At 31.2% G+C, this 25724-nt stretch carries 22 protein-coding genes; 12 read left to right on the forward strand and 10 right to left on the reverse strand.

What is annotated here, in order from left to right; genetic code table 11:
* Positions 1-16 precede the first annotated feature (16 nt).
* The 5 genes from rpmB to H574_RS0108100 all read right to left on the reverse strand — a co-directional run bounded on the left by rpmB (position 17) and on the right by H574_RS0108100 (position 3479).
* Entirely contained in the window at positions 17-253 is a 237-nt protein-coding gene (gene rpmB / locus H574_RS0108080) for a 50S ribosomal protein L28 (protein ID WP_027880094.1), read from the reverse strand.
* 80 nt (positions 254-333) lie between these two features.
* Entirely contained in the window at positions 334-1584 is a 1251-nt protein-coding gene (locus H574_RS0108085) for a competence/damage-inducible protein A (protein ID WP_027880095.1), read from the reverse strand.
* Positions 1584-1925: a hypothetical protein gene (locus tag H574_RS0108090; RefSeq protein WP_027880096.1), complete on the reverse strand. Its 342-nt coding sequence runs from the start codon at positions 1923-1925 to the stop codon at positions 1584-1586. Before H574_RS0108090 ends, H574_RS0108085 begins: the two co-directional genes overlap by 1 nt.
* Positions 1926-2537 (reverse strand): fumarylacetoacetate hydrolase family protein, encoded by a 612-nt coding sequence (locus H574_RS0108095; protein WP_027880097.1) that lies wholly within the window; start codon positions 2535-2537, stop codon positions 1926-1928.
* A 165-nt stretch (positions 2538-2702) separates the two neighbouring features.
* A complete protein-coding gene (locus tag H574_RS0108100; protein WP_027880098.1) occupies positions 2703-3479 on the reverse strand; it encodes a 3'-5' exonuclease in 777 nt (258 codons plus the stop codon).
* A 69-nt stretch (positions 3480-3548) separates the two neighbouring features.
* On the opposite strand from H574_RS0108100, the gene H574_RS0108105 reads away from it, so the two are divergent.
* Positions 3549-4187 carry a glutaredoxin family protein gene (locus H574_RS0108105; RefSeq protein WP_027880099.1) on the forward strand — a complete coding sequence of 213 codons (639 nt, stop codon included), beginning with the start codon at positions 3549-3551 and terminating at the stop codon, positions 4185-4187.
* An 89-nt stretch (positions 4188-4276) separates the two neighbouring features.
* Complete coding sequence (locus tag H574_RS14400) at positions 4277-5188, forward strand: T9SS type A sorting domain-containing protein (protein WP_051169857.1); 912 nt, start codon at positions 4277-4279, stop codon at positions 5186-5188.
* A gap of 225 nt (positions 5189-5413) precedes the next feature.
* Here the strand turns inward: H574_RS14400 and H574_RS0108120 are convergent, their stop codons facing one another.
* The 3 genes from H574_RS0108120 to recR form a co-directional block, all read right to left on the reverse strand.
* Positions 5414-6727 carry a dihydrolipoamide acetyltransferase family protein gene (locus tag H574_RS0108120; RefSeq protein WP_027880100.1) on the reverse strand — a complete coding sequence of 438 codons (1314 nt, stop codon included), beginning with the start codon at positions 6725-6727 and terminating at the stop codon, positions 5414-5416.
* Between the two features lie 92 nt (positions 6728-6819).
* Positions 6820-7917 (reverse strand): glycosyltransferase family 2 protein, encoded by a 1098-nt coding sequence (locus tag H574_RS0108125; RefSeq protein ID WP_027880101.1) that lies wholly within the window; start codon positions 7915-7917, stop codon positions 6820-6822.
* Positions 7918-7924: 7 nt separating this feature from the next.
* Positions 7925-8542: a recombination mediator RecR gene (recR, locus tag H574_RS0108130; RefSeq protein ID WP_027880102.1), complete on the reverse strand. Its 618-nt coding sequence runs from the start codon at positions 8540-8542 to the stop codon at positions 7925-7927.
* Between the two features lie 191 nt (positions 8543-8733).
* Between recR and H574_RS0108135 the strand changes: the two genes are divergently transcribed.
* On the forward strand, positions 8734-10179 hold the full coding sequence (locus H574_RS0108135; RefSeq protein ID WP_027880103.1) for a sodium:solute symporter: 1446 nt from the start codon (positions 8734-8736) through the stop codon (positions 10177-10179).
* 96 nt (positions 10180-10275) lie between these two features.
* The gene (locus H574_RS0108140) at positions 10276-13539 is read left to right on the forward strand and encodes a VCBS repeat-containing protein (protein WP_027880104.1); all 3264 of its coding nucleotides are present in this window, start codon (positions 10276-10278) and stop codon (positions 13537-13539) included.
* Positions 13540-13541: 2 nt separating this feature from the next.
* Here the strand turns inward: H574_RS0108140 and H574_RS0108145 are convergent, their stop codons facing one another.
* Positions 13542-13904 (reverse strand): CoA-binding protein, encoded by a 363-nt coding sequence (locus H574_RS0108145; RefSeq protein WP_027880105.1) that lies wholly within the window; start codon positions 13902-13904, stop codon positions 13542-13544.
* Between the two features lie 107 nt (positions 13905-14011).
* Here H574_RS0108145 and H574_RS0108150 point away from each other — a divergent pair, with 107 nt between their 5' ends.
* Complete coding sequence (locus tag H574_RS0108150) at positions 14012-16486, forward strand: TonB-dependent receptor (protein WP_027880106.1); 2475 nt, start codon at positions 14012-14014, stop codon at positions 16484-16486.
* Between the two features lie 356 nt (positions 16487-16842).
* On the opposite strand, the gene H574_RS0108155 is transcribed toward H574_RS0108150, so the two are convergent.
* Entirely contained in the window at positions 16843-17853 is a 1011-nt protein-coding gene (locus H574_RS0108155; protein ID WP_027880107.1) for a 3-oxoacyl-ACP synthase III family protein, read from the reverse strand.
* A gap of 168 nt (positions 17854-18021) precedes the next feature.
* On the opposite strand from H574_RS0108155, the gene H574_RS0108160 reads away from it, so the two are divergent.
* The 7 genes from H574_RS0108160 (at position 18022) to H574_RS0108195 (ending at position 25724) form a co-directional block, all read left to right on the forward strand.
* Positions 18022-20424: an alpha/beta hydrolase family protein gene (locus H574_RS0108160; protein ID WP_027880108.1), complete on the forward strand. Its 2403-nt coding sequence runs from the start codon at positions 18022-18024 to the stop codon at positions 20422-20424.
* A 160-nt stretch (positions 20425-20584) separates the two neighbouring features.
* On the forward strand, positions 20585-22471 hold the full coding sequence (gene htpG / locus H574_RS0108165; protein WP_027880109.1) for a molecular chaperone HtpG: 1887 nt from the start codon (positions 20585-20587) through the stop codon (positions 22469-22471).
* Positions 22472-22572: 101 nt separating this feature from the next.
* Entirely contained in the window at positions 22573-22926 is a 354-nt protein-coding gene (locus tag H574_RS0108175) for a helix-turn-helix transcriptional regulator (RefSeq protein ID WP_027880110.1), read from the forward strand.
* Entirely contained in the window at positions 22923-23354 is a 432-nt protein-coding gene (locus H574_RS0108180; RefSeq protein WP_027880111.1) for a hypothetical protein, read from the forward strand. Before H574_RS0108175 ends, H574_RS0108180 begins: the two co-directional genes overlap by 4 nt.
* A gap of 24 nt (positions 23355-23378) precedes the next feature.
* On the forward strand, positions 23379-23552 hold the full coding sequence (locus tag H574_RS14755; RefSeq protein ID WP_169558271.1) for a hypothetical protein: 174 nt from the start codon (positions 23379-23381) through the stop codon (positions 23550-23552).
* A 100-nt stretch (positions 23553-23652) separates the two neighbouring features.
* A complete protein-coding gene (locus tag H574_RS0108190; RefSeq protein WP_027880112.1) occupies positions 23653-24951 on the forward strand; it encodes an MFS transporter in 1299 nt (432 codons plus the stop codon).
* Positions 24952-25064: 113 nt separating this feature from the next.
* A complete protein-coding gene (locus tag H574_RS0108195) occupies positions 25065-25724 on the forward strand; it encodes a carboxypeptidase-like regulatory domain-containing protein (protein ID WP_027880113.1) in 660 nt (219 codons plus the stop codon).

Here is a 25724-nt window from a genome sequence, read left to right on the forward strand (position 1 = left end):
ACCTATTAGGCTAATATTATTTTACAAATCCGTTAGCTCTTGCCTTTTTTAATGCAGCAGAGATACCGATTTTATTAATTGTTTTTAACGCTGATGTAGATATTTTTAAAGTTATCCACTTATCTTCTTCAGGAATATAAAAACGTTTTTTAATTAAATTAGCTCCAAATGTACGCTTTGTCTTATTCATTGCGTGAGACACGTTGTTTCCAACCATTGCCTTCTTTCCTGTAAGTTCACAAACTCTTGACATTACTATATAACTTTAAAAGTGTTATTAAAAATCGAGGTGCAAATATACTAATTATTTACTATTTGACAATAGCTAAATAATTAATTTTCAAAAATTTCTTTTTGAAGTAGTTCTAAAACCTTATTTACGGTTTTATTTATTACACGCTCACGATGGTTACCCATATTAAATTGAAAGGCTTTTGCGCCTTCTTTAGTGGCAAATCCAATAAAAACTGTTCCTACTTCTGCATCAGAATCGCCTTTTGTTGGTCCGGCATTACCTGTTGTTGATATCCCAATATCTGCATTCAGCTTTTCTCTTACATTAATAGCCATAGCTTTTGCAACAGCTTCACTTACAACAGAATGTTTTTCTATAATAGCTTGATCTACACCTAAAACATCTACTTTACTTTGTGTAGCATAAGTGACTAATCCGCCTTTAAAATATGCCGATGTGCCAGAATGTTGTGTAAAGGTTTGGGTTAATTTTCCGCCTGTACAACTTTCGGCAATTGCCAATGTCTGGTTAGTTTTTACTAATTGATTAGCAATAATTTGTTCTATACTATTATTATTGTCTTCAAAACCAACAAAAATATCTTTTATTAATGGTAAGATATTTTCAACTTGCGTTTGGATGTCTTTATTTAAAACATCTTCATCGTTGCCTTTACCAGACAATCTTAAACGCACACGTCCTAAACTAGGCAAATATGCTAGTTTAATATGTTTTGGTAATTGGTCTTCTATATGTTCTATACGTTGTGCAATTGCGCTTTCTCCTAAACCATAGGTTAAAATGGTTTTGTGTAAAATAAATGGTCTTTTGTATTTGTGCGCTAATTTAGGCAGTACTTCATCTTCTACTAGCGCTTTCATCTCATAAGGCACACCTGGTAGAGATATAAAAACTTTATCTCCTTTTTCCATCCACATTCCAGGCGCTGTACCATACTTATTCATTAGCACTTTACTTTTTGAAGGTACTAATGCTTGTTTTCGATTTAAATCTGAAATTGGTGTGGTAATATATTTTTCAAAAAGTTGCTCTACGTGTGCTAATACTAAATCGTTTTGCACCAAAGTATCATTAAAATACTCGGCTAAAGTATGTTTTGTAATATCATCTTTAGTTGGCCCTAATCCGCCTGTAATAATAATGATATCGGCATTTTCCTCTGCTTCTTTAAAAGCTTTTATTAGGTGTTCTTTTTCATCTTGAATAGACGTTATTTGATATACAGATACTCCTATTGAATTTAACGCTTTACCTATAAAAGCTGAATTTGTGTCTATAATTTGACCAATGAGAATCTCGTCTCCAATGGTTATTATTTCGGCCTGCATTATAAATTAAAATCTTCTTTAATTTCTTTAACTGCGTTATCTATTGCTGTAAGCACAATAGTTAATTTACTTGAAATATCTTTATCGGTTTGTTCAAATTTACCCCAATCTTGCACTTCGATTAAATCGTTAAGTACGCCAAGCTCAAACATATCTACAGTTGGTTTCATTTTATGAGCTGTTTGGTAAGATAGTTTGTAGTTTTTATTTTCTACCGCGGTTTTTAAAACAGCTGCATCTTCTGGGACTTCTTCTAAAAATGTTTGTGCTAATGCCATGATAAAATCTTGGTCATTATCTGCTAGCTCTTTTATTCTTTCTAATTTATAATGCTGTTCCATTTATTTAACTTTAATCGAAAACATTTCTTTGTCTTCTATATATCCTTTTAGTGCGTCATCAACAACAACTTTGCCAACTCCTGCAGGCGTACCCGTAAAGATAATGTCTCCTATTTTTAATGTAAAATATTTAGACACATATTCGATAATCTCGTCAATTTTATAGAGCATGTGACTAGTGTTACCTTTTTGTACGGTAATTTCATTTTTTTGCAGACTGAAATTCAAGTTGTTAATATCTGAAATTTCTGACTTATCTATCCAGTTACCAATTACTGCTGCACCATCAAAAGATTTTGCTTTTTCCCATGGTAATCCTTTTTCTTTTAGCTTTTGTTGTAAATCTCTTGCAGTAAAATCTATACCTAATCCAACTTTATCATAATACTTGTGGGCAAATTTTTTATCAATGTGTTTACCTACACGATTTATTTTTACCAATACTTCAACTTCGTAGTGTACATCTTCTGAAAAATCTGGTATAAAAAACGGTTGTTTTTTCAATAATATAGCTGTATCTGGTTTGATAAAGACTACTGGTTCTGTTGGACGCTCGTTTTGTAATTCTTCTATATGTTTGGTGTAATTACGACCTATGCAGATTAGTTTCATATTTAGATTAACTAGATTTTTAGATTACTAGATTGTTGGATTTTTAGATCTTCTTATGATTACTTAAACTGATATATTTCTGTTTAAAATTAGGTCTCGACTGCGCTCGACCTGACAACTGACAACTGTTTATTGTTAATTGTTTATTGTTTATTGTTTATTGATCTAACCCAACTTATTATTAAACGCTCTTAGCTTAATTGCGGTTAGCACTTTTTTAGTGTACAACGGAAAATCGGCATTTAACAACCATCCAAAATAACCTGGTTCGGTTTCTAAAACATCGGTTACTAATTTTCCTTTATGTTTACCAAAACTAAATACTTCTTGTCCTTCTTTATTAAACGCAATAAAACCAGCAAAATCTGCAAAACGCTTACGCGAACTAAACTCGGCTAAAAACTTCGCATTGTTTTCTAAATCTTCATAACGTTCTACTTGTGCTTCTAATACTTCATAAGTTGCTAACGTATCTGCTGCTGCTGTATGAGCATTTTCTAAAGTTTTATCGCAGTAAAATTTGTACGCTGCGCTAAGTGTACGTTGTTCCATTTTATGAAAAATAGTCTGTACATCTATCGCAAGACGAGATTTCATATCAAAATCCATATCGGCACGCAACATTTCTTCGGCTAACAACGGAATATCAAAACGGTTAGAGTTAAAACCTGCTAAATCTGCATCTTTAAACATGTTGTTAATCTCTGATGCTAATTGCTTAAACGTTGGCTCGTTTGCTACTTTATCGTCAGTTATACCATGTATTGCAGAGACTTCTGCTGGTATTGGCATTTCGGGATTAACTAGCCAAGTTTTGCTTTCTTTATTTCCGTTTGGATAGACTTTTAAAATTGAAATTTCGACAATTCTATCGGTTGTAATATTAATTCCGGTAGTTTCTAAATCGAAAAAACAAAGTGGTTTTGTTAAATTTAAAGGCATGAATTTTGCTTTGATTTATGCAAATATAAATGTAATCTGTTACTTTTACTTTGTAAAGCTTTTTAAATAATGAAAAACTATATACTTCTTTTACTTTTAACCCTTTTTACTATTGGCACTATTGCACAAAATGATCATAAACACGTTAAACTTATTGAAAAAATTAAAGGCAAACGCTATGAATTATATATAGAAAATACAGACTCTATCTCTTATGATATTTTTTTAAAAGTAGATACCGAAGATTTTAGACGCAGTAGCGAAAGACCTATTTTAAAAACCATACCACCAAAGTCCAAACAACGCGTGCTAACTATGGTTATTTTAAACGGAAAAGAAGGTAAATACACATACACGTTAGTGATTAACGAAGTCGCTTACGCCTTACAATTTGATAAAGATTTTGAGCTGTTAGATACTAAATTAAATGAAGCACTAACATCTAAAACCGTTGAAATTTATACCCAAAACGATTGCAGCATTTGCCCTGATGCCAAGCGTATTTTAACCAAAAACAAAATTGGCTACCAAGAGTATAATATTGATCAAGACACAACACATTACAACAAACTAATTAAAGAATTTAAAGCCTTAAAACCCAATAGCTCTGTTAACCACATTCCTATTTTAAAAGTGAATGATAAAGTGTATAACCAAATTGAAAGTTTGGAAGGTTTTATTGAAGCTTTGCGAGATGGGTTTAATTAAACCTTTGGTCAATTGAATTTTTGTTCTAACTTCGTTTAACAATCTTTAGCAAACATTAAAACCAAATATTAAACTTTAAAAATTAACAAATGAAACAATTTTACACTTTTTTGAATTTAGCAGCTTTAATGCTTATTATTCCTTCACTTTCTAATGCTCAAACCACTTTATACTTCAATGATTTTGAAGGAACTGATTTTGATACATACCAACTATACAATGCATCTGGGAATTCAGTCAACTTTATGACTGTAGCAGCAGATTATATAACTAGAGCTATACCTTCTAGCTTACCTCTGGGAAACGCCACTTCAGGGTTTTCTGGAAATGTGATAGCATTAGAGGATTACGATGGAGCTGGTTTTTCAGCAGAGGATCATTATATCCAAACAAATCCAATAGATATTACTGGAGCTAGTGGTTTAGCTTTTGAATTTCGTCTAGCTGCACCCAGAGGAAACGATGGAAATAGGTATGAAACTAATGATATATTGCAAGTACAAATATCTATTGACGGTGGAGCATATCAAACGATAATAAGTTGTGGTGGTGGAACAGATACCCGTTTTTATTACGATTCAAGTTTAGATGGCATTAACATTGATGCTAATGATATATTAGTTGACCAAAATTCTCAAATAATTTCAACCTCAATTCCAAATACAGGAAATTCTATGTCTGTTAGAATTCTTTTTAATTCCTTAGGCTCTCAAGAGGAAATGCTTTTTGATGATATAAAAGTTAGCGCTTCAAATGTATTAGGATTAAATGATTTTAATTATGATACTAAAATTAAAATATTTCCAAACCCATCAAAAGAAATTATTCAAATTTCAAATTTAAATTCAAAAGAACCATATACCATTTTTGGAATTCTTGGAAATGAAATTAAAAAAGGAATTATTGCTGACAATGAACAAATTGATATTAGCAATTTTACAAATGGAATGTATTTCTTGAAATTTAAAAATGGAAATACAATTAAATTTATAAAAGAATAAAAAAACGTTTGCTAACAATGACTATAAGTAATTGCTTGTTTTCTCCTACTTCTGAAAATCCTCGCGGATTTTCAAATTGGTGTGTATTTGCTAAGTTAAGCGCTAACCCACGCAACTACTTGTAGCCGAGACCATTAAACGAAATTTAAAAGCATGATATAAAAAAGCACAACCTAAAAGTTGTGCTTTTTTATATCATTGAGATACCTGCCTGCGCAGGTATTTTTAAATCTCTCTATTAATATCCCAAGCTTCTAAATAATTTTTAACTGCTTGTACAAATTGTCCGCCAAGCGCACCATTTACCACACGATGGTCGTAACTATGCGATAAGAACATCTTGTAACGTATACCTATAAAGTCGCCTTCTGGTGTTTCTATAACTGCTGGTACTTTACGTATAGCGCCTAAAGCTAAAATACCTACTTGTGGTTGGTTAATTATTGGTGTACCCATAACGCTACCAAAGGTACCAACGTTAGTTACAGTGTATGTTCCGCCTTGTATATCGTCTGGTTTTAACTTATTTTCTCTTGCTCTTCCAGCTAAATCATTAACTTGTTTTGCCATACCAACTAAGTTTAATTGGTCTGCATTTTTTATAACTGGTACAATTAAATTACCATCTGGTAAAGCTGCTGCCATACCAAGGTTAATGTTTTTCTTTTTAATAATTGTATCACCTTGAACAGAGATATTCATCATCGGGAAATCGCGTAACGCTTTTGCTACCGCTTCCATAAAAATTGGTGTAAACGTTAAGTTTTCTCCTTCGCGTTTAGCAAAGTCGTTTTTAACTTTTTTACGCCAGTTCCAGATGTTAGTCACATCGGCTTCTATAAAACTTTGTACGTGAGCACTTGTTTGTACCGATTCTACCATGTGATGTGCAATTAATTTGCCCATTCTGGTCATCTCAATAATCTCATCACCACCATTTACGCTAACTGGTGCAGCAGTTTTTGGTGCTGCTTTTGGCGCTTCTGTTTTTTGTGGTGTTGCTGGCGCAGCTTGTGTTGTTGCTGGTTTGCTACCTCTATTATCTAGGTAAGCCATCATGTCGTTTTTAGTAACACGACCATCTTTACCTGTTCCTGGAATAGCGTCTAACTCAGATTGACTTATTCCTTCGGTTTTAGCCATATTTTTAACTAATGGTGAGTAAAAACGATCTCCGTTAGATGTAATTGGCTCTGCAGTTTCTTTAGCAACCTCAACTGTTTTTGCAACTTCTTGAGCCGCTTCTGGTTCTGGTGTGCTTTCTTGTTTTGGTGCAGCAGCAGTTTCTGGTGCGTCACCATCGGTTTCTATAATTGCAATGGTTTGTCCAACGTTTACAACATCGTCTACGTTAAACAGTTTTTCTACTAAAACACCATCTACTTCACTTGGTACTTCGCTATCTACTTTGTCTGTTGCAATCTCTAAGACTGCTTCATCTGCTTCAATAGTATCGCCAACTTCTTTAAGCCAAGAGGTAATTGTTGCTTCTGCAACACTTTCTCCCATTTTTGGTAATTTTAGTTCAAATCTTGCCATATTAATAATTGAAATGTAGTTTTATTGTTTTGTTTTGCAAAATTAATAAAAAATAACCTAATTTACTGTTTATTATTTATCAATTTGAATTTTTAAAAATGAATAACTTCTCCTCTATTTTTTGAAGAATTACTTCCGAGTATAAAATTAGAGTTTTTTGGGATAATTTTAAATGATATGTTTCTGTTTTTTTCTGAAGTCGACATACATGTTATTATCTGCTTGAAACTTAAATAATTTGCATCTAAAACAACTTGTGTATTGGCTTCAAAAACTTCTGTTTTTGTTTGAACTCTGAATGGTTTTTTAAAAATTTCTGCCAATTTTGGATAATTTTTATCGCTAATTAACACATATCTATCTACAGGCATTTTTTCTACGGAAGTGTTATCTTTAAAGAGTTTTGCCAATTTTATACCCAAATTAACTATAGTCTTGGTTAGTACACTGCTTTTAAAGTGCTTTTGATAAAATATCTGCATAGCACCGTAAAAACGCTTAGCATAAATACGGTCTTTTAACGTACTTTCTCCTTTAAAATGTATGGCTTGTATTGGTCCGTAATACATATTATCGTAACCTGCTTTAGTGACTTTATATGACAAATCTATATCTTCTCCGTACATAAAATAGTCTTCATCAAAACCTTGTACTTGCTTATATACACTTGTTTTTACCATCATAAATGCACCAACAAGAATTGGTACAATACCCGTAGAATTTTCTTCAACGTCTGTTACATAATAGCTTTTGGTAAAGCCTAACATTTTTTTAATTGCCACTTTTGGTGTTGGAATGTGACGTTTACTTTCTGGTAAAAATGAACCAGTTCCATCAATTAATCGACATGCAAATAATCCTAAGTCGTTTTTAATTTCGGAAAATTCAAATAACTCTGTAAAACAATCTTCTGGCACAACGGTATCTGGATTTAAAATACACAGATACTCGCCTTTTGCATGTTGTACGCCAATATTATTTCCTTTGGAAAAGCCTAGATTTTCACTGTTTTCAATGAGTTTTACCTTCGGAAAATTTTGCTTTACCATTGTACAACTTTCATCTGAAGAGTTGTTGTCTACAACAATAATTTCGGCATCTAAATTTTGGATTGCTGCTTCTACACTTTGCAGACAAAGCTCTAAAAAATAACGCACGTTATAGTTAAGTATGATGATGGATAACTTCAAAAAAAGCCTATAATTTTAATGAATTTTCAAAAGGAATTCGGTTTAAAATACTTCTCCCAAGGGTTATTTCGTCTGCATATTCAAGCTCGTCACCAACCGAAATACCTCGTGCAATGGTAGAAGTTTCTACTTCAAACTCTTTAATTTGTTTGTAAATATAGAAGTTTGTGGTGTCGCCTTCCATAGTTGGGCTTAGTGCAAAAATAAGCTCTTTTACGCTTCCGCTTTTTACTTTTTCTACTAAACTAGAAATGTTTAAATCATGTGGACCAACACCATCCATTGGCGATATTTTTCCGCCTAAAACATGATACAACCCTTTGTGAGATGCTGTATTTTCTATTGCCATAACATCTCTAATATCTTCGACTACGCAAATTACATCTGTTTTACGCATTGGATTTGCGCAAATATCACATAGCTCTGTATCACTAATATTGTGACAAGATTTACACAACTTTAAATCGTCAACCATTTGGTTTAACGCTTTACTTAAACCATGGGTATTTTCTTTAGGTTGACGCAATAAATGTAGTGCCAAACGCAATGCGGTACGCTTACCTATACCAGGTAATTGCGAGATTTCGTTAACTGCGTTTTCTAATAATTTTGAAGAAAATTCCATAGTTGCGAATTTACGACATTGCAAGATATTATTTTACATTTTTGGATAAATTAATAGTTAGACACGAATTTCATGAATTGACACTTTTTCTTTAAGTAAAGCGTAAAACCACTTGTTACTTACTACTAACTAATTACCACTAACTGAAGTCAAAACTTATTTCGTATTTTGGCAATCAGAAAATTTAATTTATGACATCTACTCAAATCATTTTATTAATCGCTACCTATTTTGGTGTACTTATTTTAATTTCTTATTTCACCGGAAAAAAGTCTGGAAACGATGCTTTTTTTAAAGGCAATAAACAATCACCTTGGTATGTTGTAGCTTTTGGAATGATTGGTGCTTCTTTATCTGGTGTAACTTTTATATCTGTCCCTGGTTGGATTGAAGCCTCAAAATTTAGCTACATGCAAGTGGTTTTTGGATATATGTTAGGCTATTTGGTGATTGGCACGATATTACTTCCGCTGTATTATAAAATGAATTTAACTTCTATTTACACCTATTTAGAAGGACGTTTTGGTAATTATGCATACAAAACTGGCTCTTCGTTTTTTTTGATATCTCGTATAGTAGGTGCAAGTTTTAGACTGTATTTAGTAGCTAATGTTTTACAACTTATTTTGTTTGATGATTTAGGTATTCAGTTTTGGCAAACAGTAAGTATTACAGTTGCTTTAATTTGGTTATATACTTTTAAATCTGGTATAAAAACAATTGTCTGGACAGATACCTTACAAACACTTTTTATGCTTATTGCTGTTGGTGTCGCTATCTATTTTGTAAGTTCTGAAATGGATTTAGGCGGACAAAGTATTTTTGCTTTTGTTAATGATAACGAGCTTAGTAAAATATTTTTCTTTGAGAATATTAAATCTGGCGATTATTTTTGGAAACAGTTTATTTCTGGTGCATTTATAGCTATTGTTATGACTGGATTAGATCAAGATATGATGCAAAAAAATCTAACTTGCAGATCTTTAAAAGATGCACAAAAAAACATGTTCTGGTTTACGTTAGTTCTAACTGTAGTTAACTTTGTATTTTTAAGTTTAGGACTACTACTTACTGTTTACGCACAGCAAAACGGAATTGACGCACATAAAGATGACTTGTTCCCTATTCTTGCTAAAAATCATTTAGGTTTTAGTGTTTTTGTGTTTTTCTTACTAGGATTAATTGCTGCTGCTTACAGCAGTGCAGATAGTGCTTTAACTTCTTTAACAACATCTTTTAGTATTGACATTTTAGACATCGAAAAAAAGCACGACAAAAACAAGCAAGTAAAAATAAGAAAGCGTATACATGTTTTAATTTCATTATTATTAATATTAGTTATTATAGCTTTTAAATACATTATTAAAGACGAAAGTGTAATCTCTAAACTGTTTGTCTTTGCCGGATACACTTATGGTCCTTTACTTGGGCTTTATGCTTTTGGTTTATTTACAAAATGGAATGTTAAGGATAAATTTATACCAATAATCGCCATTCTATCTCCTATTCTATCTTACATTATTAGTGTAAATAGCTTAAAATGGCTTGGATTTGAGTTTGGCTTTTTCATTTTAATACTTAATGGCTTTTTGACGTTTTTAGGTTTAATGCTTATTCTTAAAAAGAAGAATAATTAACATTTTATTAAACAAAACACAGTTGTTTTAGTTGTTTTTAGAATAATTTGTTAAGTTTGTGTTAATAATTTAACATAAATTAACAGATTTTTAGCTTTGAAAAGATATATCTCAGTATTTATAGTGATTATTACATTATTCTCTTGTAATAAAAAAACAGATCAGAACAAACAAAACATCACAGCAGAAACATATTTATTAGAGAGATTACAACCAGAAAACACAGGTATTACCTTTAAAAATATTATTTCTGAAAACACCGATCACAGCATTATTAATTACATTTATTTTTATAACGGTAGCGGTGTAGGTGCTGGAGACATTAATAATGACGGATTGGTTGATCTATATTTTGCTTCTAACCAAAACAGAAATAAACTGTATTTAAATAAAGGCAACTTTAAATTTGAAGACATCTCTGAAAGCGCTAATATTAACAGTAATTCTAGCTGGAATACTGGTGTTACTATGGTAGATATTAATAATGATGGGTTTTTAGATATCTACTTATGTTCAGTTTCTGGATTATTAGATTTTACTGGTCGTAATGAATTATTTATTAATAACGGTGATGGAACTTTTACAGAAAAAGCTGAAGAATATGGATTAGATTTTACAGGTTATTCTACTCAAGCGTATTTTTTTGATTATGACAAAGACTTAGACTTAGACGTTTATATAGTTAATCACGCAATACACACATCAATTTCCCATGGTCCAGCAAGTATAAGATCTAATCGTACACCGTTAGTTGGAGATGTTTTATTAAGAAATGACAACGGTAAGTATGTAGATGTTAGCGAAGACGCTAATATATATGGTGGTGCTAACAGTTACGGATTAAGCGCATCTCTTGCAGATTTTAACAATGACGGTTGGGATGATCTATATGTTTGTAACGATTTTCATGAAGATGATTATTATTACATCAACCAAAAGGATGGTACTTTTAAAGAATCTTTAAAATCGGCTTTTACTGCTACAAGCAGATTTTCTATGGGTAGTGATGCTGCAGATATAAATGCAGATGGACTTCAAGATATAATAACATTAGATATGCTACCTAAAGACGAAAAGGTAATTAAAGAAACTGAAGGTGACGAAGCTATGCTTAATAAACAAAGTCAGCTTAAAAGACTAGGGTATTCAAATCAGTATTCCAGAAATATGCTTCAAATAAACAACCAAAATGGTGCTTATTTTTACGATGCAGCAATTGTTAATAATATAGAAAATACAGATTGGAGTTGGGGACCATTAATTGCAGACTTTAACAATGATAGTCATCAAGATATATTTATTGCAAACGGAATCTTAAGAAGACCTAACGGATTAGATTTTAGAAAATATGTAGCTAATGCTTTTAAAAGCAGATCAAGAAGCGATGGCTTAGAATGGCTTTTTAAATCTATAAATGAAATGCCAAGAGGTGAAGTTGCAAATGAAATTTACCAAGGAGATTCTGAAAAATTAACCATCAAAACAGGTCAATGGATAGACAAAACACCATCACTTTCTAACGGTGCAATATATGCAGATTTAGATAACGACGGTGATCTAGATATTATTACAAACAACTTAAACGACTATCCATACATATACAAAAACAACACAGACCAATCAAAAAACTCTGTAAGCTTAGATTTAAAATTTTTAAAAGGAAATAAAGAAGCTATTGGTAGCAAAGCAATTGTATACACTAATAAAACAAGACAATTAAAACAACTATTTAAATCTAGAGGATTTCTTTCTTCAACAGAAAAAAAACTTCATTTTGGTTTAAACGAAGAAAATAAAGTCGACTCTTTAGTAATAATTTGGCCAGACTTAAAAGTTCAAACTATTGAAAACCCTGAAATAAACACGGTTTTAAACATAAATTATTCTCCTAACCGCAATACATCACAAAATTATTACTTAAAAGGAAAAACCGAAAACACAGTCTTTAATAACAAAGACATAATTAACTATAAACATGAAGAAGATAATTTTAATGACTTTTTCAACCAAAAATTAATCCCTTATAAAGTATCAACAGTAGGACCTGCAGTAGCTGTTGCAGACGTAGACAATAACAAATATGAAGATATTTTTATAGGAGGCGCTTCAGGAAAATCTTCAAAATTATATTTAAATAATGGATATAAACTAACCCCTAAAAACCATAACGTCTTTGAAGAAGATATTTATTGCGAAGACAACTCTGCATCTTTATTTGACGCTGACGGAGATGGCGATTTAGATTTATATGTAGGTTCTGGAATTAATACTAATAGAATAAAAAAATACGAAAACGACAGACTTTACATAAACGAAAACAATACATTTAAGAAATCTACTAACTTTCCAGACAATTATTTAAACACATCTACTGTTGTTACCTACGACTATGATAATGATGGTGATATAGATATTTTTATAGGCAATCTATCTAACCCAGATGTATTTGGAGAATCTACTGAATCTTACATACTTATTAATGACGGAAAAGGTAATTTTAAAAAAGATCTAAACTTTAAATTATCTTCTAAAGTTACAGATGCCATTTGGGAAGATTTCAATAACGATGGTATTAAAGATTTAATCGTTACTTGTCAATGGGATACTCCTAAAATTTATTTAAATAATAACGGTTCTCTAGATTTAATAAAAATTCCAGAAAATCTAAACGGCTTATGGCAAACTGCTATAACTTACGATTATGACCATGACGGAGATAAAGATATTCTTTTGGGCAATTGGGGATTAAACACAAGGTTTAATGCAACAAAAGATAAACCATTACATATGTATTTTGGTGATTTTGACAATAACAATATTAAAGAAACTATAATAGCTTACAATATTGACGGACAATATTACCCTTTAAATACTAAAGACGAATTAGCTTCGCAAATGAATGTAATAAGCAAACGATTTGTACAACATAGTGATTTTTCTTTAAAAACAGTAGAGGAAGTATTAACACCAAAATCTGTAAAAAGCGCTCAACTGTTTTATGTTGATAATTTAAAATCTGGTATTTTACAAAACAATAATGGCTCTTTTGATCAATTTGTCCCTTTCCCTGTTCAATTACAGTTATCACCAATAAGTTCTTTCGAAAATATTTCTATAGACACCAAAGAACAAATACTAATTGGAGGTAATAACTTAAATGTAACTACCTATCATGGACAATACAACTCGCTTCAAGGTTATACTTTTTATTCCTTAGATAACATAACACCTGTATCTAATTTAGGTATTAAACCTTTTAAAAAACAAGTGAAATCTTTTGAGAAAATAAAAACTAAAAACAACAAATACCTTTTAACAATCTCAAACAATGACAAGGTAGACTGTTACGCGGTTAAGTAAATTTAATACTGATTAATAGACAACAAAACTAACGTACAAGCAACCTCATAAGCAATATTGTTTTTATCTAAAACTTTATAAAATTCAGGGTTTTCAGTTCCTGGATTAAAAATCACACGATTAGGATTTAAACTTACTATGTAATCATAATACTCTTTTTGCCTGGTTGGATTTAAATATAATGTTACAGTATCTAAATCTGTATACATTTTTAAATCTGTATCAATTTTAACACCAGCCACTTCTCCTTCTCTTAATCCAAACGCTACAGTTGGTATATTATTAGCTACCAATTTGTTAATAGCTGTATTAGAATAACGCACTGGATTTAATGACGCTCCTAGCACTAAAGTTTTTTTATTCATAAATGTTAAATATTCTTAAAATTAAATTTTATCCGTAACAATACAAGTAAAATTTAGTCTTAATAGCATAAACAATTTCATCAATCAAATAATCATTACAACCAAAAATGAAAAAACTATTCTCCATTGTTATGCTATTGGTAGCCTTTAGTATACATGCCCAAGACAAAACTTTACCCAAAATCGGAACTATTACTGGTAAAGTATTAGACGTAAATTTACAACAACCCTTACCATATGTAAATGTCGTTATAAAAGATGTAAATCAAAATATTATAACTGGCGGAATTACAAGTGAAGACGGAAGCTTTAATGTTAATCAAATACCATTAGGCAAAAGCATAGTAAGTATTGAATTTTTAGGTTATAAAACCGAAAGTAAAACTATCGAAATTACTAACAGCAATAAAAACATCAACCTAGGTACTATTAATTTAAGTGAATCTGCTGAAAGCTTAGAAGAAGTAACCGTTGTTGCAGAAACCTCAACCATTCAACAAAAAATAGATAGAAAAGTCATTACCATTGGTAAAGATTTACAAACCGCTGGTGCTAATGCTAGCGATATTATGAATAATATTCCTTCGGTTAACGTAGACCAACAAACAGGAAATATTAGCTTACGCGGAAACGAAAACGTACGTGTTATGGTAGATGGTAAATTATCTAACGTACCAATTGCTCAATTATTAAAACAAATACCATCTACAGCAATTAAAAGTATCGAGTTAATTACTAATCCTTCGGCAAAATATAACCCAGAAGGAATGAGCGGAATTATTAACATTAAACTTCATAAAAACACCAAATTAGGTTTTAATGGTAATTTAAACATTGGTCTTACTAATGAGGTTTATGCAAAATTTAATAGCTCTATAGACTTAAATTATCGTAACGGAAAATTCAACTTTTACGGTAGTTACGGTAATAACATTGGTAAATATGATAATTTTGGATATATCGACCAATCTAACGACAACTCTAGACAAGATTTTCAATTTTTCAACAATAATAAATCTCATTTATTTAAAGTTGGTGTAGATTATTATTTAAACGATAACAACACATTATCTTTCTTTACCAATCAAAATATTTTTGAAGGCAATGGTGTTGGTACTACCAATTTAAGTTTTCCTGACCAAAATCTATATCAAAGACAAATTTTTGGTAGTGACTCAGAGAATAATTCAGGTCAATACAACTTTGTCTACAAACATCTTTTTAAAGACGAAAACGAAACTTTAGATATTGAAGTAGATTACAACGATTTTACTAATACAGAAGTAGCAGATTTTAACTACATCAATTTTAGTTTTCCGCCAGATTACAATGATTTTGTTGATACAGAAAGAGATCAAACCACAATAAACGTAGATTATGTAAAACCAATAAACGAAGACTCTAAATTAGAAATTGGTGCAGAAGCAAGACTTTTTAATACCGATTTAGGGTACAGATCTACTGGTCAAACATTTTCTAGCACAGGTACAATTATACCTACACCAAGCACAGCGTTTGATTATAAAAGAGATATTTTTTCTGCTTACATAACTTTCGGAAAAACTATTAACGAAAAATGGAGCTATCAAGTTGGTGCACGTGCAGAGCAAGTAAAAGTAGAAGCTGAAGCTTTAAACATGTTTACAGATGAGACAACACAAGTGTTACCTTTTACAAATGAATATTTTCAAATATATCCATCTGCATTTTTAACTTATGCTGCTTCAGATAAAAACTCATATCAATTTAGCCTAAGCAGACGTGTTGACAGACCAGGATTACAACAAGTTAACCCAATTAGAGAATGGAGCACACCAAGAGTTTCATCTTTTGGAAATACTGAATTACAACCTCAATTCACCAACTCTGCAGAAGCAAACTATACAAGACAGTTAAAAAAAGGAAGCATTACTGCTGGCGTGTTTTACAGAATAATTGAAGATAACATAAATAGATTTGTAGCAATTGACAGAACAAATATTTCTGCCGGTAACTCTATTTTATCTTATGATAATTTTGATAATACATCTGCGTACGGTATAGAACTTTCTAGCAACTATAGACCAACAAAATGGTGGAACTTTAACGCGAGTTTTGATTTATATTCTCAGTCTCAAACTGGTATTACAGAATTTATTGATGCTAACGATTTAAGTACAGCAACAGTTGATGATATTGAAACACGTAAAACTGAAGTCGAGAATTTAGTTTGGAACTTTAGAATGTTTAACAACTTTAAAGCCACTAAAAACCTAAGCTTGTCTTTATTTGCTATGTATCGTGGTGAAGAACAAGGCGTTCAGTTTTTAAGAAAACCTATGTATTTTGTTAACACTGGTATACGCTACTCTTTTATGGAAAACAATAGAGCTACTCTTAGCATTAATTACAATGACATATTTAATACAATGAGGTTTGAGTTTGATACCGACACACCTTATCCTTCCACTGGACAATTTAATTGGGAAAGTAACACTTGGAACGTTGCACTATCTTATAGATTTGGTGGTGGAAAATACCGAGCATTACAACGTAAACAACGTGATGACAACGAATCGTCTGGTGGTGGCGGATTTATGTAAAATCTTCTAGAAGTTTAGCAGTTTACTTAATAGTTGATGGTTAGTGTTAAGGTAAATTTGCTAAATAAAGGAAAACCCAAAGCCTGATCGACTTTGGGTTTTCTATTTTAAAAAAAAGATTTTTTAAGATATTTTTTTGTTTAACACATCTTCATTGTTAAATAATCGTTAAACATTGATAATCAATGTAATAAAAACAAGAGTTAAGCGTCATGTAATAAACAAAGCAAACCAAAAGTTTTATATTTATTTGAATTAGTCCTCAACCTATAAAACATAAGTTTAGTTAGTTAAGTTTAGTTATAAAAAAATCCGAAACGTATGTTTCGGATTTTTCAGTCATAAAATTATTTTAACTACCATTTAATAATAGCGCTTCCCCAAGTAAATCCGCTTCCAAAAGCAGCTAAAACAACAGTATCGCCTTCATTAATTTTTCCTTCTTCCCAAGCTTCACATAAAGCTAAAGGTATAGAAGCTGCAGTTGTGTTACCATAACGCATAATGTTATTAAACACTTTATCATCTGTCAAGCCAAATTTCTTTTGTATAAATTGAGCTATTCTCAAATTAGCTTGATGCGGAATTAACATATCTATATTTTCCTTTTGAAGATTATTTTTTATCAAGCCTTCCATAATAACTTCGCTAAAACGTACAACTGCATTTTTAAATACAAATTGACCATTCATATGCGGAAAATAACTGTCGTCATTCTCATCATTATCTGCAATAATATCTGTTACCCAGCGTGTTCCCATACCTGGTGCTTTTACCACTAATTCTTCTGCATGTTCACCTTGACTATGTAAATGTGTAGATAATATTCCTTTACTATTATCTTCTTCTCTACTCACTACAACTGCGCCAGCACCATCACCAAAAATAACAGAAACTCCTCTTCCTCTTGTCGTTTTATCTAATCCGTGAGAATGTAACTCGCTACCAATAACAAGTATGTTTTTATACATACCCGTTTTTATAAAATTATCTGCAACAGATAATGCATAAATAAATCCAGAACATTGATTACGTACATCTAATGCTCCAACAGTTTTTATATCTAAAGCATGTTGTACTTGCACACCTGGACCAGGAAAATACATATCAGGACTTAAAGTTGCAAAAATGATAAAATCTATATCGTCTTTATTTAAACCAGAGCGTTCTATAGCTTGTTTTGCTGCTTTTACACCCATTGTAGCTGTAGTATCATCGCTACCTTCTACGACCCAACGTCGCTCTTTAATACCTGTGCGCTCTGTTATCCACTCGTCGCTAGTATCCATTATTTTGGACAAATCCTGGTTAGTTACCACATTATCTGGCACATACTTACCAATTCCTATAATTTTTGAATTGTACATATACTTAATATTTATGGTACAAATTTAAAGTATTTCAAGAAATTATAATTAAAATAACCTATAATTAACCATTTTTACCAATAAGTCTTTCACACAAGTTTAACAAATCGTTTTAAGTCATAAATTTCATTTTTAGGTATCTTGAAGTCCTAATTAATTTCAAATAAAATGGCAAAATCATTAATTAAACTACTACTTATTTTTGTGTGTCTAAACGGATATGCACAACAAAACTTAACGTATCAAAAACCTTCTAAAGAAATTTTAGAACTAGCAGATGCAAATCTTGCTCCTGGTGTACAAATAGATAGCAAAGGAGAGCACATGGTACTGTTATATCGTAACCAATATAAATCTATTGAAGAACTCTCTGAAACCGAACTAAGATTAGCTGGTTTAAGAATTAATCCTGTTACTAACATTGGTAGTCGTACCAATTACTATACAAATTTAAAAGTTAAACAAGTTAAAGACAAAGAGGCTAAACAAGTTAAAGGCTTACCAGACAATGCGCGTTTATCTAATTTTAGTTGGTCTCCTGACGAAAGTCTTATAGCTTGCTTAAATACAACACCTAAAGGAGTTGAAGTTTGGATTGTAAATATAGAAAACGCTAATGCATATAAAATTTCTAACGCCAATGTTAACGCTAATATGAGAAGTACAATTAATTGGTTTAAAGATAATAAACATCTTCTTGTAAAAATGCTTCCAAACGACCGAAAAGAACTTATAAATACTGCTACAGCTGTACCTTCTGGTCCAACAGTTTCTGTTAGTGATGGAGCAAAAGCTCAAAACAGAACTTATCAAGATCTACTAAAAACACCTAATGACGAATTTAACTTTGAACAATTAGCACGTTCCGAAATTAAAAAACTATCCATAAATGGAGAGATTACAGATTTTTTAGATGCAGATATGTATCGAGGTATAAGTTTTTCTCCTGATGGAAATTATATAATGGTTACAAAAATTAAACGTCCATTCTCTTATTTAGTAACTTATTCTAGATTTCCAAGCGAAAGCAACATATACGATGTTAACGGTAAATTTGTAAAAACAGTAAACAATGTTCCGTTAGACGAAGTAAGACCAAAAGGTTTTATGGCTACAAGAACAGGGAAACGCAGTATGCAATGGAGAAGCGACAAACCCGCTACAATAGTTTGGGCAGAAGCATTGGATAAAGGTGATCCTGAAGTAAAAGTAGACTATAGAGATGTAGTGTATCAATTAGATGCGCCTTTTAATGGTCAACCAAAAGAAATACTTAAAACAAAACAACGCTTTTCTGGTATTAGATGGGGTAATGATAATATTGCTATTGCTTTTGATTATTGGTGGAACACCAGGAACTTAAAAACTTACTTATTTAATCCTAGTACAGCTGAAGCTAAAATAATTTCTGATAGAAATTATCAAGATGTATACAGTGATCCAGGAGATTTTGTGTCTTCAAAAAACAAATATGGTAGCTACACATTAACCATTAACGGAGACAATCTTTATCTAATGGGCGATGGTTATTCTAAAGAAGGACAATTTCCTTTTATAGACGAGTACAATATTAAGACTGGTAAAACAAAACGCTTATATAAATCTAAATACACAGATAAACTAGAAAGTTTAAACTTTGCAATTGATATGAAAAAAGGAGACATCCTTGTTCGTATAGAATCTAAAACAGATTACCCTAATTATTACATTAGAAATATTAAAAAGAATAAACTTACAGCAATTACAGATTTTGATAATCCTTTTAAAAGTTTAGAAAGCGTAGATAAGCGCGTTATTAATTATAAGCGTAATGATGGCTTAGATTTAGAAGGTACATTATACCTGCCATTAGATTACAAAGAAGGAGAAAAATACCCAATGATTTTATGGGCTTATCCAAGAGAGTATAAAGATAAAGCAAGTGCATCCCAAAGTACAGCAAATCCTAACGAGTTTGTTTACCCATATTGGGGATCACCTATTTATTGGGTTACTAAAGGTTATGTTGTATTAGACGATGCTGCTTTCCCAATTGTTGGAGAAGGCAACAAAGAACCAAACGACACATTTATAACACAACTTGTAGCTAACGCAAAAGCTGCAATAGATGCTGTAGATAATCTTGGTTATATAGACCCTAACAAAGTTGCTGTTGGCGGACATAGTTATGGTGCATTTATGACAGCAAATTTACTATCTCATTCTAACCTTTTTGCTGCAGGAATTGCAAGAAGTGGTGCTTATAACAGAACATTAACGCCTTTTGGTTTTCAAAGTGAAGAGCGTAGCTATTGGGAAGCGCCAGAAATATACAACACAATGTCTCCTTTTATGAATGCCGATAAAATGAAAACACCATTATTACTAATTCATGGTGTTGCAGATAATAATTCTGGTACCTATCCTTTACAAAGCGAACGTTACTTTAATGCCTTAAAAGGATTAGGCGCGCCTGTAAGATTAGTAATGTTACCTAAAGAAAGTCATGGTTATAGAGCTAAAGAATCTATTATGCACATGCTTTGGGAACAAGACCAATGGTTAGAAAAACATGTAAAAAACAAAAAATAACATTACAACATCATTACAAAAAACCGTTTAATTAAATTAAACGGTTTTTTTATGTCATATTGTCACACAACCTTAATTGGCATTTTTGTTGTCTAATGCAACACGTATAATTAATAATATTTTTTCGCTTTCGCGGAAACTAAACATAAAACAAAATATTATGGCAAAAGGAAATATTAACGTTTCGGTAGAAAACATTTTCCCTTTAATTAAAAAATTCTTGTACAGCGATCACGAAATCTTTTTACGTGAGCTTATTAGTAACGCAACAGATGCTACGTTAAAATTAAAACATTTAACAAGCATTGGTGAAGCTAAAACCGAATATGGTAATCCTATTATCGAAGTAAAAATTGATAAAGAAGGAAAAAAATTACACATCATTGATCAAGGTTTAGGTATGACTGCCCAAGAGGTAGAAAAATACATTAACCAAGTTGCTTTTTCTGGTGCTGAAGAGTTTTTAGACAAATACAAAGACAGCGCTAAGGATAGCGGAATTATTGGTCACTTCGGACTAGGTTTTTACTCTGCTTTTATGGTGGCAGATAAAGTTGAAATTATCACAAAATCTTTTAAAGACGAGCCTGCTGCACATTGGATTTGCGATGGTAGTCCAGAATTCACTTTAGAAGAAGCCGATAAAACTGAAAGAGGTACAGAGATTATTCTTCATATTTCTGAAGGTGAAGAAGAATTTTTAGAAGACAGTAAAATTAGAGAGCTTTTAGTGAAGTATAACAAGTTTATGCCAATACCAATTAAATTTGGTACTAAAACTGAAACTTTACCAAAACCTGAAGACGCTAAAGAAGACGATCCTGCTCCTACAAAAGAAGTAGATAACATTATAAACAACCCAAATCCTGCTTGGACCAAACAACCAACCGAGTTAGAAGAAGACGACTATAAAAACTTCTATCGAGAGTTGTATCCAATGCAGTTTGAAGAGCCTCTTTTCAACATTCATCTTAATGTAGATTATCCATTTAACTTAACAGGAATCTTATATTTCCCTAAGTTATCTAACGATATGCAAATACAAAAGGATAAAATTCAACTATATCAAAATCAAGTATTTGTAACAGATAATGTAGAAGGTATTGTACCAGAATTTTTAACCATGCTACGTGGTGTTATAGATAGTCCAGACATTCCTTTAAACGTGTCTCGTTCTTACTTACAAGCAGATGGCGCAGTTAAAAAAATTAGCTCTTACATTACACGTAAAGTTGCCGATAAATTAAAGTCGTTATTTAATAGTAACCGTGAAGATTTTGAAGCAAAATGGAATGACATTAAAATTGTTATTGAATACGGAATGCTGTCTGAAGAAAAATTCTTCGAAAAAGCAGAAGCTTTTGCCTTATACCCAACTGTAGACGGTAAATACTACACTTACGACGAGCTTTACAATGCAATAAAAGCAAAACAAACCGATAAAGACGATAAGTTAATTATCCTTTACGCAAGTAATCAAGATGAGCAACACAGTTACATTGAAGCTGCTAAGGACAAAGGTTACGAAGTCTTATTATTAGACAGTCCTATTGTTTCGCATTTAATGCAAAAATTAGAAGGTTCTAAAGAAAATATCTCATTTGCTCGTGTAGATGCAGATCATATTGATAAGTTAATTCAGAAAGAAGAAAACACAATTTCTAAATTAGACGAAGACCAACAAAAACAGTTGGACGAGTTGTTGAAAGAAGTGATTCCTTCAGAAAAATTTATGGTGCAATTAGAAGCTATGGATAGCAACGCAACACCATTTATGATCACTCAACCAGAATTTATGCGTCGTATGAAAGAGATGCAACAAACTGGTGGTGGCGGTATGTTTGGTATGGGCAATATGCCAGAAATGTATAATTTAATTGTAAACACTAATCACAATTTAATTAGCGATATTTTAAATACCGAAACAAAAGAGGATAAAGAACGCTTAATAAATCAAAGTTTAGATTTAGCACGTTTATCGCAAGGACTATTAAAAGGAAAAGAACTTAGCGACTTTATAAAACGTAGCTACGATATGATAAAATAATTATTTCTGCTTTTTCAGAAGATTTTAAACCACTTCTTAATTGAAGTGGTTTTTTTATTTTTAAAAAATAAATACATTTTATTAAAATGTATTTAAAAAATATGTATATTAGCAACATGTATAGCAAAGAACTCACAAAAGGAACACTTAAACCTATCATTTTAAAGCTTTTAAGCCAAAGCGATAAAATGTACGGTTACGAGATTACACAAAAGGTAAAAGACATTACCAAGGGAAAAATAGATATTTCTGAAGGCGCATTATATCCTATTTTACACAAATTAGAAAAGGATGATGTACTAACTACAGAAAAGGTATTTATTGGCAAACGTGTAAGAAAATATTATTCGGTAACTAATAGCGGTAAACAAGTTATTGCCGAGCAAACCAATCAAATCAATGATTTTATAAACACATTATCATTAATTTTTAATCCTAAACCAACATTAAAATGATACTTACAGAACAACAAATTAACTATATAGATAAAAATTTACAGTTGTATGGATTAAAAAACCAAACACTTAAAGAAGATATTTTAGACCATATCTGTACGTATATTGAAAATACAGAAGAAACCAACTTTGATATTGCCTATCAAAATGCAATTAATCAATTTGGTGGTTATCTAAATATCAATCAATTACAAAAAGAAACCAATGCACAATTATATTTTAAATCGGCTAAAAACCGAACTAAGTTTTTGTTTATCATTGGGTTTATTACAGCGGTTTTAATTTCGGTAGGAAGTATTTTCAAAATTATGCATTTTCCGTTTGCGGGCATCATTATGGTATCGGGCTTTGCTGTTCTAATTTTCATCACATTACCTTTATTTTTCTACACAAAATATAAAGACACTATTTTAAAATATCAATCTTAATATTAATTATAAATCAATCAAAAAATGAAAAAATCAGTTTATGTTTTAGGCTTTATCGCCTTGTTTATTTTAAGTACAGGACTTATGTTTAAAAGTATGCATTGGCCTTTTGCTGGTATCATTACCGTAGTTGGATTTGTCCTTTTCAACTTTATGTTCTTACCAACACTTTTTTATAGATTATATAAAAGCAATTAAAATAAAAGCCACTTTAAAACAAGTGGCTTTTTCATTTAGGAAATTTCTAACATAATATCATTTAAAATAATGTAATTTAGAGGACAAACCAACCTATTTCATGTTAGAAAAACTCTACAAGTTTTTAAATAACGAAAAAGAAAAACGAACCTGTAAAGATATTACTGAGGACGCTTGCAAACACGTCCCAAAAAATTACTTCATTATTTTACTAAGTAATGTATTTACCAAGCTTGGTGATACACTTAGTAATCCTAAAACTGTACTTACTTGGTTAATGAGTTATGTTAACGCTCCTGTTTTTTTAATAAGCCTAATTGTACCTATTAGAGAATCTGGATCTATGGTACCGCAAATATTTATTGCTTCTTATATTAACAAACATTCTACAAGAAAATGGTTTTGGGTTATTGGTGCATTAATCCAGTTTTTAGCAATTGCTTCTATTGGAATTATCGTATTAAATTTTAAAAATGAAACTGCTGGATATTTAATTATACTTGCAGTAATTATTTTTAGTTTGGCTAGAAGTTTAAGCTCTTTAACTTCTAAAGATATTGTTGGAAAAACCATACCCAAAACACGAAGAGGACGACTAAAAGGTTACACTGTTTCTGTTTCCGGCGTTTTAGTTCTAGCTGCTGGTTTGCTTATTATGTACAAATCCAAAAGCAATGCAACCATAGATTTTTACAGTTATTTAATCTTTTTTGCGTCTCTAACTTGGTTAATTTCTGCTATTATTTATTCTAGAATTAAAGAATTTCCTAATGATGTAGACGAAGATTCTAAAGACAACTCTAATTTTATATCAAAACTAAAACTTTTAAAAACAGACACTAATTTTAGAAATTTTGTGATTGCTAGATCACTACTTCTCTGCTCTGCTTTAACTGCTCCGTATTACGTAATTTTAGCACAAAAGTACATTGGTAAAGAAAGTTATTTATTAGGCTTATTTATTATCGCAAAAGGTGTTGCATCAATAATCAGCTCGCCTTTTTGGGGAAAATTAGCCGATAAATCAAGTAAAAATGTAATGGCTATTGCTGTTTTAATTGCTTCAGTTTTAGGAATAATGATATTTATAATTATTAGTTATTTTGAAACGATTAGAACAATAAACTGGATTTATCCTCTATCCTTTTTTATTTTAGGTATTGCACATGGCGGCGTTAGATTAGGCAGAAAAACATATATTGTAGATATGGCTAAAGGCAACCAAAGAACAGATTATGTTTCGGTTAGTAATACAATAATTGGCTTAATTTTATTGGTAACTGGCGGATTAAGTGCACTTGTGTCTTTACTTTCTATAGAAATTGTGATTCTAATTCTATCTATTTTTGGGTTAATTGGTGCTTACAGAAGTTACTTACTTCCTAACGTAGAAAAATAAACCGCTAAACAAAAACTCTTGTTTACTAAACAAAACGTACGGTTTACTCAATATTCATTTTAAAAAGCGTGTTATAAAAGTAAGTTTGATGTATAACATTAAAACTTATTATTATGAACAATGCCATTAAACTAAACATCAAATCTCCTTGTAATGAAAATTTCAACCAATTTAAACCAACTGCAAAAGGCGGATTTTGCGCTACGTGCACCAAAGAAGTTATTGATTTTTCTAAAATGAATTCTCAAGAAATTATTAACTATTTTAACACTAAAAACACAGCAAATACTTGCGGAAGATTTAAAAGCGAACAATTAACCACATATCAAATTCCTGTAAGACGAAGTAAATTAAGCTGGTTAACTGGTATTGGATTAGCGTGTTTATCTTTTTTCACATTTGGAACAGCTAACGCTCAAGTAAAAACTACTGAAAACAAAACGATTGAAAGCACTTCTGCAAAAGACAACTTAACCATAAAAGGTACAATTTCAGACCAAGATGGTTTACCACTTCCGTCTGCAACTATTTTACTTGAAGGTACTTCTATTGGGACAACAACAGACTTTGATGGTAATTTTGAGTTTCCTCAACCATTAAAAAAAGGTGATATTTTACAAATAAGCTACGTTGGGTACGAGCCTAAAAAAGTGGTAATAGACGGAAAACCCAAAGCCCAAATTATTCAATTAAATATCAATATGGATGTTGGTTCTGTAATAATGATGGGAAAAGTATCTTCTAAAAAATTATACAAATCTAAAAAGGATTAA

It is taken from the genome of Mesoflavibacter zeaxanthinifaciens DSM 18436 (assembly GCF_000422365.1).
GTDB lineage: Bacteria > Bacteroidota > Bacteroidia > Flavobacteriales > Flavobacteriaceae > Mesoflavibacter > Mesoflavibacter zeaxanthinifaciens.